Source organism: Lunatimonas lonarensis, from assembly GCF_000390185.1.
Classification (GTDB): Bacteria; Bacteroidota; Bacteroidia; order Cytophagales; family Cyclobacteriaceae; genus Lunatimonas; species Lunatimonas lonarensis.
Genome location: NZ_AQHR01000085.1, coordinates 55,297 through 69,136 on the forward strand (window position 1 = coordinate 55,297; position 13,840 = coordinate 69,136).

10 protein-coding genes are annotated in these 13,840 nt (G+C 46.1%); 3 read left to right on the forward strand and 7 right to left on the reverse strand.

What is annotated here, in order from left to right:
* Positions 1-381: 381 nt before the first annotated feature.
* The gene (locus ADIS_RS13010) at positions 382-2,037 is read right to left on the reverse strand and encodes a hypothetical protein (RefSeq protein WP_010855005.1); all 1,656 of its coding nucleotides are present in this window, start codon (positions 2,035-2,037) and stop codon (positions 382-384) included.
* A gap of 364 nt (positions 2,038-2,401) precedes the next feature.
* On the opposite strand from ADIS_RS13010, the gene ADIS_RS13015 reads away from it, so the two are divergent.
* The gene (locus tag ADIS_RS13015; protein WP_010855006.1) at positions 2,402-3,418 is read left to right on the forward strand and encodes an alpha/beta hydrolase family protein; all 1,017 of its coding nucleotides are present in this window, start codon (positions 2,402-2,404) and stop codon (positions 3,416-3,418) included.
* A gap of 11 nt (positions 3,419-3,429) precedes the next feature.
* Here ADIS_RS13015 and nhaA read toward each other — a convergent pair whose 3' ends face one another.
* The 6 genes from nhaA to lpxK all read right to left on the reverse strand — a co-directional run bounded on the left by nhaA (position 3,430) and on the right by lpxK (position 11,868).
* Positions 3,430-4,809 carry a Na+/H+ antiporter NhaA gene (nhaA, locus tag ADIS_RS13020; protein WP_010855007.1) on the reverse strand — a complete coding sequence of 460 codons (1,380 nt, stop codon included), beginning with the start codon at positions 4,807-4,809 and terminating at the stop codon, positions 3,430-3,432.
* Between the two features lie 414 nt (positions 4,810-5,223).
* A complete protein-coding gene (locus ADIS_RS13025) occupies positions 5,224-6,912 on the reverse strand; it encodes a GMC oxidoreductase (RefSeq protein ID WP_010855009.1) in 1,689 nt (562 codons plus the stop codon).
* Positions 6,913-6,922: 10 nt separating this feature from the next.
* Positions 6,923-8,167: an ABC transporter permease gene (locus ADIS_RS13030; protein ID WP_010855010.1), complete on the reverse strand. Its 1,245-nt coding sequence runs from the start codon at positions 8,165-8,167 to the stop codon at positions 6,923-6,925.
* 74 nt (positions 8,168-8,241) lie between these two features.
* A complete protein-coding gene (miaE, locus tag ADIS_RS13035) occupies positions 8,242-8,853 on the reverse strand; it encodes a tRNA-(ms[2]io[6]A)-hydroxylase (protein WP_010855011.1) in 612 nt (203 codons plus the stop codon).
* Between the two features lie 5 nt (positions 8,854-8,858).
* Entirely contained in the window at positions 8,859-10,811 is a 1,953-nt protein-coding gene (locus ADIS_RS13040; RefSeq protein ID WP_010855012.1) for a putative porin, read from the reverse strand.
* Entirely contained in the window at positions 10,801-11,868 is a 1,068-nt protein-coding gene (lpxK, locus tag ADIS_RS13045; protein ID WP_010855013.1) for a tetraacyldisaccharide 4'-kinase, read from the reverse strand. The genes ADIS_RS13040 and lpxK overlap by 11 nt, the downstream gene beginning before the upstream one ends.
* Before the next feature lie 44 nt (positions 11,869-11,912).
* On the opposite strand from lpxK, the gene ADIS_RS13050 reads away from it, so the two are divergent.
* Entirely contained in the window at positions 11,913-13,013 is a 1,101-nt protein-coding gene (locus ADIS_RS13050) for a Nif3-like dinuclear metal center hexameric protein (RefSeq protein ID WP_010855014.1), read from the forward strand.
* A gap of 3 nt (positions 13,014-13,016) precedes the next feature.
* Positions 13,017-13,784, forward strand: coding sequence for a zinc ribbon domain-containing protein (locus ADIS_RS13055; protein ID WP_010855015.1), 768 nt, complete (start codon positions 13,017-13,019; stop codon positions 13,782-13,784).
* The last annotated feature ends 56 nt before the right edge of the window (positions 13,785-13,840 follow it).

Sequence of the window (13,840 nt, forward strand, 5' to 3'; positions counted from 1 at the left end):
TCCCCTCCCCAAATTTCCCGCCTGCGTTACCGTCAAAAACCAACGCATACCCGAAAACAATTCAAAAAATGAGAAAGATCAACAACCGTAAGTATGCTTGACCCAAAATCCTCCAAGCAACAGCAATCCCATGATTAAAAGAGCCAAAACCAAGATTATAATGATTTTTTTTAAATGGGTTAAATCCTTCATGGTAACTATGCATCTATTTACCACCCCCATTTCAACTATCGTTCCGGTTTCAATCCAAGTATTGGCATACCTCCAAAAACTGAATGAGTCCACAACTTGGGGAGGAAATACCCAATCCGGGGGATGGGCAAACCTACCCTTAAGCTAGCCTTAGCTTTCAAAAATTGTATTGAAAATCAAAAAAACCTTCTACTCCAAACGGGTTACCGATACATTCCTAAACATAAACGGATTGTCGCTTAGCCGAAGCTCCTTACCACTTTTGGTAGTAACATTTTTCAACTGCACTTCTTTTGTAAGGATATAGGGATACTTCTCGACATAGGATGCATCCGTTCTCTGAGGATTGAAGTTGCCGAAAATTGCCGGACCATGGTAGTCAGCGGGATGGTTCGAATCATCAATGATAAGATTCTCTATCCGTATCCGCTCGGGCATAAAGCAAGTATATCCAAAGTCATGTTGCCCCGTATTGGTACCGCTTATCAAGCTTGCCTGCACGCTTCTTCCTCCCGCGGGCACAAAATGTGTATTCCGGATGATCAACTCACCCTCCCAGGTGCTTCCATAATCCGACCGCAGATTGATTAGGTTTCTACCATATACCGTGGAGTGTTCCAGTAGGAATGTTCCACTTCCTATCGCGTTTATTCCCTGATGTCCTAAGGTGGAATGCCGTACGGTTGCATTGGCTACCCCCATATGGGCGTCAAACCTGGAAAAGACACAATGATCCAAAACCAGATTTTTGCAGTAGTTTGAGCCCATAATTCCCCAGTAGGTATTGTCGTTGATATCATTTGTCTGCGTACAGTTTACAAAAGAAACGTTCAACGCCCGACCCAATGAAATATCGTAGCTGCCCATGGAAACCGGCACCCCTGCCGACCCGATCGTTTGGTAGGTTTTTCTTCCCGTCAGCACACTGTTCTGTACCGTTACATAGGCACAGTCACTCACGTTTATAAATCCACCATAAGGAGCGCCGTGATCTCCTTCGCCCTCTACTCTATGTTCGATTCCATCTACCAGCACATTTGACCGCTTGATGGATATGCCTCGGCTGTAATAGGTATACCTCGATTCAGCCCTGTTGGCCAGGGTCAAAAACTTACCACCCCGGAGCGTAAGCAATGCCGTGTCCATTGGGAGTACGGTCATGCTGGTAATGTGGTCAAAATCCCAGATAATGGGGGCATCCATATCTACCCGACCTTCTTTGTCCACGATAAAAATATCAGTCTGCGGCGCACCATCATTTTGGTTTGGACCAAAGCGTATGTACCGTCTCACATTCGAATCCACCACGGTGACCAAGGAAGTGGTCGGAAAATGGAGGTCAAGTTTTGCTTGATTACGCTTGAGCGAAGATAGCTGTGTGATGGTATAGGCACTCAGGTTAGAACTGACCAAAAAAACGGGAACAGTTCGATCCTCCACATCTTTATCATCAATTATAAACGTTGCATCGCCAAAGTCGGTGTCAGTCTGTATCACCGCTGTTCTCTTTTTTCCTCCTATATAATACGAAGCGCCGGAGTCAGCCTTCACAGCTAGGCCCTCCTGATTGGCATACGCATGTGTAGCAGCGATACTCATCATATCGTCGGTTTTCCCATCTCCCTTGGCTCCCAAATCCCCGTAAGAAATCCAACCTCTCGTCAAAAAAAGCTGCTTGTCGTCTGGGGAAACATGAATCCGCAATTTTCCAACAACATCAACAAGTACCTCGATGTTAATCGATTCGGAAACGATCGGTTTACTCTCTGAGAAATCGCTCGTCCGGTAAAAACCAGAAAAAAACAGGAGGGAAACGAGAAGGAGGAAAGGAATCGTAGCTTTCATACATTATTAAGGTAGTAGGTGCACCGGGTATCAGTGACCAAGGAACGAACCGAACGTTTGTGAGGCAAGTTAATTGATAATATTCCATATAAACCGTAAATTTCCACCGGAGGGCTAAAAATTTATTTGGAAGTATGGTAAACGCAAAAAACGTTTCGTTTTTTATGTGTCGATAAGTAGGTTGCAAAGGTCACAACTTGTTCTGGCCTTTCGGGATGGAATCCCTGTCCCTCTCCTTCAGTAAACGACGGTTACGCCATTCCTGTCAGCCTTTGGTAGGTCAGATATCATACAAAAAACAATGGCCACGAACCATCACGCTTCCAGTATCCCAGTGCCGTATATTCCACATCTCTAAAGAATTATGATTTACAGCTTTTTATTCCGCTTTCTACTTACGCTACTTCTTTTCGTTTGGCAGAGAGGATATGCCCAACAGGGGAGCCCTCTCCCTCCGGCACAGGAAAAAAAGGAAGCAACGATACGCTTTGACGACACTTCTGTCCCACACTGGCCAAGTGATTTTCAGCGGGTGGACATAGCATCCAGCGTGGATGGTTCCATACAGCCTGCCTATTTTTTTACTGCTAAGGGCACCGAACCAAGGCCATTGGTGGTGAGTTTGCACACGTGGAGTGGTTCCTTTGAGCAAAAGGATGACATCTCTCTGATCTGCCGTGATAAAAACATCCATTATATCCATCCGGATTTCCGAGGGCCAAACCGAACTCCAAGCGCTTGCTGCAGTGACCTGGCCATGAAGGACATAGATGATGCAATCAGTTTCGCCATCGCAAATGTACCTGTGGGTATTTCAGAAATATACGTTATTGGAGTCAGCGGAGGAGGGTATGCTACGCTAAGTACGTTTATGAAATCTTCCCATCCAATTAAGAAATTTTCCGCTTGGGCATCGATCTCAGATTTGACAGCGTGGCACCGGGAGAGTCAAATCCGAAAAAATCGCTATGAACAGGACATTTTAGCTTGCACCGGATCTATTGAGCACTTGGATTCTGCAAAAGCACAGTCACGTTCTCCTCTATTTTGGCCAACGCCTGTCACAAAGCTTGACCAGGCCACGCTCACCATCTATGCAGGAGTTTACGACGGCATCCAAGGAAGTGTTCCGTTTACCCATACCATAAATTTCTACAACAAGGTGGTCAAAGATTTGGGAATCACCGATCCTTCCAGCTACATCTCGATGGAGGAAAAACTGGATTTGATGGAAAAAACCCGACCCCTCGGAGATTTTGGATCTATCTCTGGGAGGTCGGTTTTTCTTTCCAAACAGGTAGGTAACCTACGTATTGTCCTTTTCGAGGGAAATCATGAGATGCTGACTCATTTTGCCCTTGATGAGTTGTTGGATCTTTAAAGAGTTTGGGATTAGGCTGTCTGAAGAGGTGCAGGTTCTTTGGCCTCCTCCAGTTCGATAGGATCAAGGTTGCGTATTGCCCTTTTCAAAACCAAGTATCCAGCAAATCCGGAAACGATGGAAGCCATTACTATTCCCATTTTGGCCTGCCCAATTAACACTGGGTCAGTGAAAGCCAGTGAGTTGATAAATAGGGACATTGTAAACCCAATCGCAGCCAGTAGGGAAATTCCCAGTAACATGGAAGAATTAATGCTCTTGGGTTTCTTAAACCAGCCAAGCTTTAAACCCAACATGGACAAACCGAAAATACCCACTAGTTTACCGACTACCAACCCAAGACCTACGCCGAGTGCCACTGGACTTGAGATCATTCGTAACCAATCATCTTCGATTACCACTCCCGCATTTGCCAGGGCGAATATGGGCATTACCAAGTAAACAACGGCTCCATGCATACTCCTTTCCAACCGCTGCAATGGTGAAATCGAAGCTTTGGAGATACGTTTGATTTCACCGATCACATTCTCCTCATCTGCAGAAAGCAGAAATTTATCGTTTTTGGCTCTATTGGCAACCTTAAACTGCTGGGTAAGTTTGGTAATGGACTCCAGGTATTTTGCTTTGTTTATACGCCTATCAGCTGGAATAATAGCGGCTACGAGAACAGCAGCCACCGTGGCATGAACTCCAGACAGAAGCGTAGCCAACCACACTCCGCCGATACCAAGTACCGCATATACCATTACACTTCGTACACCCAACTTATTGAGAGAAAACAAGACGAACAACAGGAAAGCACCAAGACTGAGGTTTGTCAAAGAGATTTCGGAAGTGTAAAACAGGGCTACGATCAATACCGCGCCCAAATCATCGATGATCGCAAGTGCGGTAAGGAACACCTTCAATTGAATAGGAACCTTTGGGCCAAGAAGGTACAAGACACCCAACGCAAAAGCTATGTCCGTCGCCATGGGGATTCCCCAGCCATTCATGGCTTCCGGGTTTCCCCCACTGTTCAATACAATGTAAATGATCGCAGGAAAAAGCATTCCACCCACGGCGGCTACCATCGGCATCAGTACATTCTTCGGGTTGGAGAGCTCGCCGGCAATGATTTCCCGTTTTAATTCAAGACCAACCACAAAGAAAAAAATAGACATCAGCCCATCGTTTATCCAAAGCAGTAAAGACTTGTATACGCTGAAATCTCCTATAGTAAAACCGATGCGTTGGTTCAGCATCCATTGAATGGATTCATTTGCAGGCGAATTGGCCAATAACAATGCCAATAGCGCAGAAAAGAACAACAAAAACGAGCTGAAGGTACTTTTTTTGATAAACTGTACCATTGGACTGAGCGCACTGAATACCATCTTTTCTGCTTTCATAAGGATCTTCGGTTAATGAAACATTATTCGGATAGCCAACATGCGGCTTATGGAATCCATAAATGCTTTTGATAATACTGATTATCCGAAATAAACTAGGGCTTCGAAGATTTTGATACGGGTATTCAAAAAGAAAGATTGAAAAAAATTTAATTATTTTCTGTAAACCTCGAAAAAACAAAGAAACGTAAAATTTTCCCCAAAAAATTGTAACTACCTGATAAATAAACACGTATGAAAATCCCTTTGTTGAAAAAATCCGCGCCTGTTAACCTCTCCGAAAAGGTGGGTGAATCACTTGAAACAGCCATACCCCACCTGTTTTCAGACGCCCTTATGCCCAATCGCATAGATCGATCATCATAAGACCAGCTTCGAGGAATACCTATCCGCCTCGGGTAAAAAAGTAGCTGCTTATAAATTTCCCTTCTTCAATTCATTCACGGCATGATCTACGGCTCTAGCAGTCAAGGCCATATACGTAATGGAAGGATTCTGCGTACCGGTAGACGTCATACACGCACCATCGGTCACGAACACATTGGTACAGGTATGTAGCTGATTCCATTGGTTGAGCAAAGAGGTCTTGGGATCTCTACCCATCCTAACACCACCCATCTCGTGGATATCCAAGCCCGGAGCTTGTTTACTGTCGCGGGTGGTAATACCGTAACAGCCGGCCTTTTCCAACATGGCAACACCCTGCTCCAAGAAATCCTTTAATGACTTTTCATCGTTGTCATCGTAGCCTACATCTACCCGTAACAAAGGCATTCCCCATCGGTCGGATTGTGCTGAGTCCAAATAAACACGGCTTTCTTCTTTGGGTATGGTTTCTCCCTGCATCATCATATAAACAGACCAATCGCCGAGCTCGGAGTTGGCCTCTTTAAACCCGGGGCCAAAAGGCTCGTTTCTTGCCCCACCCCATCCCTTGCGGCTGGCGGAGTAAAAACTCATATACCCCCGCAAAAAGTCTGTTTCCTGCAGCTTCACATTCCGGAAATTGGGAAGCATCACGGCCGTTGGACGCCTCCCATAGTAATAGGAATCCAAGTGACGATCTACACTAGCCGAAATACTACCTCGGTAATTATGAAAAGCTATGTATTTACCCAACAACCCGTTATCATTGCCCAACCCCTCTGGAAACCTACTTGAAGTAGAGTTTAACAGTATCAGGTTGGAGTTGAGGGCGGATGCATTCACAAAAACGACTTTCGCAAAAAACTCGGTAGCTTCCAAGGTTTCCGCGTCGATAACCCTAACGCCTGTTACCTTTTCCTTCTGTTCGTCGTAGATAAGGGAGTGAACCACTGAATGGGGGCGGATGGTCAGATTACCTGTCAATGCCGCCGCAGGAATGGTTGAGGAATTGGAACTGAAATAGGCCCCAAAGGGACAGCCACGCTGGCACAAACTGCGCGCCATACACTGTCCCCTACCCAGTTTTGTATGATGTTCGGCAGGTTTTGTGAGGTGGGCACAGCGACCTATCACGAATTTCCGATCGGGAAAGGCAGTCAAAATACGCTGCTGTATATCCCGCTCTACTTTGTTCATTTCCCAAGGGGGAAGAAACTCCCCGTCCGGCAGCGTTTCTAACCCGTCTTTATTGCCAGCAACTCCGATAAAGCGTTCCACATAGCTATACCAGGGAGCCAAATCATCATACCGGATCGGCCAGTCCACTGCAAACCCATCCCTCCCGGGGCCTTCAAAATCATACTTACTCCATCGCTGCACCTGCCGCGCCCAAAGCAGCGATTTACCGCCTACCTGATAGCCCCTGATCCAGTCAAAGGGTTTATCCTGTAGGTAAGGATGCTCTTTGTCCTTTACAAAAAAATGGTCTGCGTCGTCCCTAAAAGCGTAGCAGCGGGAAACCACCGGATTTTCCTCTCTGACCGAGAGCGGGAGTGCGCCGCGCAACGGGAATTCCCAGAGATGTGTATGCATAGTAGGATAATCCTCTCGGTGGACGACATCTCTCCCTCTTTCCAAAACCAGGGTTTTTAGGCCTTTTTCGCACAATTCCTTTGCCGCCCAGCCTCCACTGATACCGGAACCTACTACAATCGCATCGTATGTATGGTCATTCATGGGATAAAATTTACTCGTATCGAAGGGATTCAATCGGATCCAATTTGCTGGCTTTATAGGCCGGAATAAAACCGGAAAGTAAACCGACCAGAACGCAAATACAAAAGGCCACGATAATCCAAAGCCAAGGAATGAGAAAACCTCCCGGCCCGACCAGATTACCGACCAAATTGCCGATGGAAATGCCTGAAACCACCCCCAATATACCTCCTAGGATACAAATGACAATGGCTTCTATCAAAAACTGCTGACGAATACGAAGCGGCGTGGCTCCTAGCGCCTTTCGTATTCCGATCTCACGGGTACGCTCGGTTACCGATACCAACATAATATTCATTAGCCCTATGGCCGCTCCAAGCAATGTGATAAAACCTATACCGAACCCTCCAATTCGAAGAAATCCGGCAATTTCTTCCAAACGATCACCCAATGTCTGCGACTTCGCCACCTCAAAGGAATCTTCACTCCCTACGCCATCTCCACGCACCGCACGCATGATTCCCGTGGCATGCCCCATTTCATACTCCATCTTTAAAGGATCCGGTGCTGTCACCGTGATGGTATACCGAAAGGTACCACGCCTATCCAGGTTTTTGGCATTCAACACGGGGATTATGATCGCCCTGTCAGCCCCCGTGTCGCCACCAACCCCTCCCTGTTTCTCCATCACGCCTACAATGGTATATCTCCGGCCAAAAAACGAAATGAAATCATTTAACGGATCTTCTTCCTTCGAAAAAAGCGCGTTGGCTATCTCCGTTCCTATTACACACACATTATTGCCATATTGAAGCTCCACATTGCTAAAGCTGCGTCCCTTTTCTACCTTTATTCCATTTATCAGGAAGTAATTTTCATCGCCTCCGGTGATCCTGCTATTGGGGTTGGTTTTTTTTGACTTACGTTTCACTTCCACTGCCCCACCGACAAACGTGGTAACCGTCGACAGGCCTCTCGCTTCATATCTATCCTGAAAATTTACCGCCTCTCTGTAGGATACCGGCGGATAGTTCTTTTCAACGATACCAGAGGTTGTCGCCCTGCCCCCTGAAACCCCTTTGGAGCGGATAGTGAAATTATTGGAGCCAAATCCGGAAAGACTCTCCTCAATCTGTGCTTTCATGGCATCGATCGCTGTCAACATCCCCACCAGGGAAGTGATGCCGACAGCAATGATCAACCCCGTCAAAATGGTTCTAAGGAGGTTTGTCTTCACGGACCGAAGGGCTTCCCGAATATTTTCGAACAAATTCATATACTGTTCATTTTAGGACAATTTTCCCGACTATTGGACTTTTATAGCCTAATATTAACCAATTTTGAAAAAAATCAATGCATTCTGTCCCCTCTAATTTCCATTTCCTTTAGGATTTGCTTTTCATGGGCCAACCATTCGGCCCAGCGTTTCTCCACCTTTTCCTTTGGATAGTAGGTTTTTGCCAAATCGATAAAATTGACGTAGTGGCCTGCTTCAGAAACCATCAGTTCATAGTAAAACTCCCTAAGCTCCTCATCCTCTAGATTTTTCCAAAGCAATTTAAATCGTTCGCAGCTTCTCGCTTCTATCAGCGCATTCATGAGCAGGTGCTCGGTCAAATGCTCCATACGGCTACCTCCCTTCAAAATAAAGGATTGGAGCCTGAGCACGTACTCGTCTTTCCTCGGCTTGCCAAAAGGTAGGCCCCGCTTCTTAAGCTGTCCCATTACCCGCTCAAAATGATCCCACTCTTCTGCCACCACCGGCGTAAGTACTTCAACCAGCTTTTCGAGCTCGGGAAACCGAACAATCAGCGAAATACACGACGAAGCTGCCTTTTGTTCGCAATAGGCGTGGTCCACGAGGATATCGCCCAAGTTCATTTTAGCCACATCTACCCAACGGGGATCGGTTGGGAGCTGAAGGTGCAACATCTTTCCTTTGGTATTGTCTTGCCAGCTCATACTCATCAATCAAAGAAAGCCCATGTAATACCCAAATCCAACATTTGTTTCAATCCTGTAAAATAGGGAGTAACAAAGTATCCATTTTGTTCCATCATACCGGCATTTAGGTGATTATACCGAAACAACACCCTGGTTCGATTAATCCGAAAATTCAGAAAAACGTCCACCACAGGGTAGGCAAACACATTAAAATGATCCTGGAGGTAAAACTGCTGCGTGGATGGCATATACGCATCGGCAAAATTATCACTTCGGTATCGGCCCTCTAATCCCAGCTGCACGTAGATATTGTCATTAAACAAAGGGCCATCGAAGAAAAACCGGCTATTGGCAAAAACATTGGGAATCCTGAAGGCATCTGCCGCACCTCCTGTAATTGCGGTATAGATTAATTCCGTCTGCCAGTGAAATTTTCCTGACAAAATCAAGTGGTAGTTTACGCCGGGCATTACCATAAATGCCTCACCGCTGGCCTGTTCGGGCATGGCTTCCCGGTTGAAGTAAATGTAGTTGTTGATACGGTTGATGGTCAGATTTGGTCTTATCCGTAGATTGGGAAGATCGATTTTGATCACCCCTTTTGCTTGGTCTACACCGACACTGGAAAAGTCGTTGTTGTCCCAACGAAAATGGTTACCGCGGTACTTTTGTTGTGCCAACGTAGGCTTGTACAATGCCTTGGTATAACTCAGATCAATAAACGGAGATACAAACAGCCCCTGTATTCGGTACCCATCGGGTATAAGATACTCCCCCTCTGCTTCAAAAGACCAGTTTTCGTTGATTTCCCCACGCAGGGCTCCACCCAAAAAAAGCTCGGTAAAGGAATTGTTAGTGTCGAAGAATATGCTCGCCATTCTTCCTGTCCGCAGTTTTAGGTAGGCATTGTAATAAACTGGGCCAAAGTCGCCCTTAAAGCCCACTTCGTTTCGCCACTCCGAAAAATGGTGCTGGTTGTTGGTGGTGTCCCTTCTGCTGTGCAATAGGGTGGTATCCGAAGAGTGAAACCGATTGGCATTGAAGAACAGTGAATCACTGGTAGCCAGGCGGGAGAAAAATGTTACCTCCTGCTTTTTCTTGTCAAATACATGATACGCCTGCCAGCCTTTAAGAATTTCATATTGGTGGTAAACTTTGTATTCCTGCCTGAGGTCCGTGGCCCTTGAATTGCGCAGCCAGACCTTGGAATCTTCGTACGTAAAAAAGATGGATGTAGTGTCTACCTCGGGAGGTATGATTCCCCCCTGTTCATTTACCCGGTGTTTCATCCGAGTGACAGCTGCCAATAAAAAATATTTCTCGTTGTCTGACTGGTAGTTTGTATGAAAAGAATAGGAATCATTTACGACCATATTGTCATCCCTTCTCGTGGGGTTCAGCATTTTACGCGCGCGAATGGTTCCGTAATTGATACCCACATTCCACTTGGGGGTAATGTTTCGGGTAAACGCTATATCCAGCTTATTTCGGTTACCTCCTCCAAAGAAGGCATCCAACTGCGTATAAGGTGACTTGGTGTTAAAGTACTTGATACTATCTGCGGAGTTATGATATAGATCGTATACATGAAAACCGGATGTCCTACCAATTTGGCGGGGAACTTCGTAAAAAACCGGTTTAGCGGCACTTCCGAGGTTTCCCAGGTCTTGATACCTGTACCAAGTATTGGCCACCGGTTCGTAGTTGTGAAACCCTGTCAGTGAGGTGTCCACTTCCATCTGTTCGAATCGGTTGTACCGCAGATACTTTTCATAATAAAAGAGCGAGGTTTTAGGTCCGTAAACCATTTTGGTCGAATCGTCCAAAAGCCCTCTGCGCTGACCGTCACTATCTTGATTCCCTTGGGGAGACCGCTGCTGTCCCTGGGGTTGATTTCGGGGAATCTGCTGCCCATATACCGACCCCACGATTGCTGCCGTCAGCCACAAAAAAATAAACAGCTGCTTATACCCCACTCTGATAGCCCTTTATTTTAACTTTTTCCAAAATCATTTCCAACAGCATCTGTAGGTCTTCTTCGGCCAGACACATCTCCATAGGTAACGCAAAAATGGGAATTTCTGTCCAAAAAGGAAGAAATTCAGGCACCTTTAATTTGACGGCATCCTTTTCGGTCGTTAGAAGGACAGGAAACTTTTCCTTGTGTTTTAGGAATAGCTTGGAGATAACGTCCAAATCCGAATGGCGGTACTGGTGATGATCTGAATAATCCAGAACTTCCAGTACCACAAACCGCCGTCTGACCTCTTCTAACAAACTGGTGTTGGAAGCAATGCCCGAAACCACTATGACAGACCCTCCCAGTGAATGATCTCCCTCCGAAATTTGAATTGGATCGCCATAGCGTATCGACGCAAAAAACACAGGGACTCCCGACCGCGTATACCGGTTTATTTTTTCGGCATATTCCCTTTTTTCCTCTTCTTCTATGCCCTTCGGGCATTTGGTAACAATCACCGCATCCGCCCGTTTGGCACCTTTGGGATCTTCCCGAAGTGTCCCCAAGGGAAGAATTCGGTCAGTGAAAAACGGCTTTTGGTAGGTGGTTAAAAGAAGGTAAAGGTCCCCTTGTACATACCGGTGCTGAAATGCATCGTCCAAAATGAATAGGTTCGTTTGAGGCCTTTCAGCCAATACCTGCGGAATCGCCAATGCCCTTGACTCGCCTACCGCAATAGTTACATCCGCTCCAAACTTCTGGTACAGTTGGAACGGTTCATCACCCAACTCCCAAGGATGGGTAGCATCTGAGGCCAACAAAAATCCGGAACTTTTCCTTTTGTACCCCCTACTCACCACGGCCAACGAAAAAATGCTCTTTAGATGGCGTAACAGAAACTCCACTGCGGGCGTCTTTCCGGTGCCGCCTACTGACAGGTTCCCTACCACAATTACGGGTACCAAAAACGAGGTGCTTTTTTTTGAGCCTATATCAAAGAGATGGTTTCTCCATTTCGTTGCCAGCGAATATAGCACGGCAAAGGGGTAAAGAATAGGCTCATAAAACCGCATTGAAAGATTTTTGTTACTTTTGATGGCTTAACAACCGCAAATATATGGTTTATTTGATTAGAGATGTGGTAAGTTACTTGGAGGCATGGGCTCCGCCGTCCTACCAGGAAAGCTACGATAATGCACAGCTGATCGTCGGTGATCCAAACCAAGAGGTACGCGGCATCCTATGCGCATTGGATGCAACCGAGGAGGTAGTAAACGAAGCAGTAGCGCTCGGCTGCAACCTGATCGTGGCACACCACCCCATCGTATTCAAGGGGCTAAAGAGCTTGACGGGCAAAAATTACATAGAACGTACTGTCCTCAGAGCTATTCGGGAGGATGTGGCCATTTACGCAATCCATACCAACCTGGATCATGTATCAACCGGTGTAAACTCGAAAATCGCCCAAAAGCTAGGGCTGAAGAACTGTCGCATACTCGCTCCAAAGCAAGACATGCTATCCAAACTGGTCACTTTTGTTCCTGTAAACGAGACCCCCACCGTACTAAATGCCCTGTACCAAGCCGGGGGAGGTCAGATTGGAGCCTACCAAAACTGCAGCTTCCGCATCAACGGTACCGGTACTTTTCTGCCCACCGGGGCTGCCAACCCCACGATAGGGAATCTGGGCAAAGTGGAGGAGGTTTCGGAGGATCGCATCGAGATCATTTTTCCCAATCACCGTCAAAGTACGATCATCCATGCCCTTCGTCAGGCCCACCCCTACGAAGAAGTGGCCTATTACCTCCATCGGCTAGAAAACCAACACCAGGAAGTAGGTGCCGGAATGGTCGGTGAGTTGGATGAACCGACAGAAGAAGCGGCTTTTCTATCCCTTTTAAAGCAGAGAATGAATTTATCGGTTATTCGCCACACCAAGCTGCTTGACAGGCCCATACGGAGGGTTGCTGTATGCGGGGGTGCCGGTATATTTTTGTTGGACAAAGCGAAAAGATCGGACGCGGATATCTTTGTCACCGCCGATGTAAAGTATCATGAATTTTTCGACGCTGATAACCAAATAATTATCGCAGACATTGGACACTACGAAAGTGAAATTTTTACAAAAGAACTTATAAAGGACAAATTGTCAGAGAAATTCACTAATATTGCACTCTATTTGACGAACGTAGTCACAAATCCCATAAGCTACTTATAATTGATGGAAAGTACCGTTGCACAGAAACTAGAAGCCATTCTACACCTTCAAAACATAGATTCTAGACTAGACGCTATTTTTAAAGTCAGAGGTGCCCTCCCCGAAGAAGTTCAAGACCTAGAAGACGAAATTGCCGGTTACGAGACCAGGTTGTCCAAATTTGAGTCGGATATTGCTGCCCTAGGTGAAGAAATAAAAAAATACAAAGAGGCAATCAAAGAGTCGGAAAAACTGATCAAAAAGTACCAAGAGCAGCAAATGAACGTCCGAAACAATCGGGAGTACGATGCTATCACCAAAGAATTGGAGCTTCAGGACTTGGAGATACAGGTTTCCAAAAAGAAAATAGGCGAGGCGCAGTTTCGTATTGAGGAGAAAGAGAAGGACATTGAGGAAGTCAAAGACATCCTGAAAGACAGAAAGCACGACCTCGACCAAAAGAAAGGCGAGTTGGAGGTGATTGTTTCCGAGAGCGAATCAGAGGAAAACAAATTGAAGTCCGAGCGCGAAAAGTCTACCAAAAAGGTGGACGAGAGGTTGCTGAAAAGCTATCAAAAAATTCGCAATAATGCGAAAAATGGACTAGCGGTCGTACTTGTAAAACGCGGTGCCTGTGGAGGTTGCTTTAATGTTGTTCCGCCGCAAAGGCAAGCAGAGATCCGCGAGAAAAAGAAACTGATAGTCTGTGAGCATTGCGGCAGAATATTTGCCGGCGTGGAAGAGGAAATCGAAGACGATGGCAATACAAAAAAGAAAAGAAGCCGAGCTTAAGATAAACATTGAGAAACCCGACAGTAGTTGGGTTTTTTTTTGAGTTATGGGACGAA

Bases quoted from the DNA above. Each gene is read 5' to 3' on its own strand.
- ADIS_RS13010 (WP_010855005.1), bottom strand. From the start codon at position 2,037: ATGAAAGCTACGATTCCTTTCCTCCTTCTCGTTTCCCTCCTGTTTTTT.
- ADIS_RS13015 (WP_010855006.1), top strand. From the start codon at position 2,402: ATGATTTACAGCTTTTTATTCCGCTTTCTACTTACGCTACTTCTTTTC.
- nhaA (WP_010855007.1), bottom strand. From the start codon at position 4,809: ATGAAAGCAGAAAAGATGGTATTCAGTGCGCTCAGTCCAATGGTACAG.
- ADIS_RS13025 (WP_010855009.1), bottom strand. From the start codon at position 6,912: ATGAATGACCATACATACGATGCGATTGTAGTAGGTTCCGGTATCAGT.
- ADIS_RS13030 (WP_010855010.1), bottom strand. From the start codon at position 8,167: ATGAATTTGTTCGAAAATATTCGGGAAGCCCTTCGGTCCGTGAAGACA.
- miaE (WP_010855011.1), bottom strand. From the start codon at position 8,853: ATGAGCTGGCAAGACAATACCAAAGGAAAGATGTTGCACCTTCAGCTC.
- lpxK (WP_010855013.1), bottom strand. From the start codon at position 11,868: ATGCGGTTTTATGAGCCTATTCTTTACCCCTTTGCCGTGCTATATTCG.
- ADIS_RS13050 (WP_010855014.1), top strand. From the start codon at position 11,913: ATGGTTTATTTGATTAGAGATGTGGTAAGTTACTTGGAGGCATGGGCT.
- ADIS_RS13055 (WP_010855015.1), top strand. From the start codon at position 13,017: ATGGAAAGTACCGTTGCACAGAAACTAGAAGCCATTCTACACCTTCAA.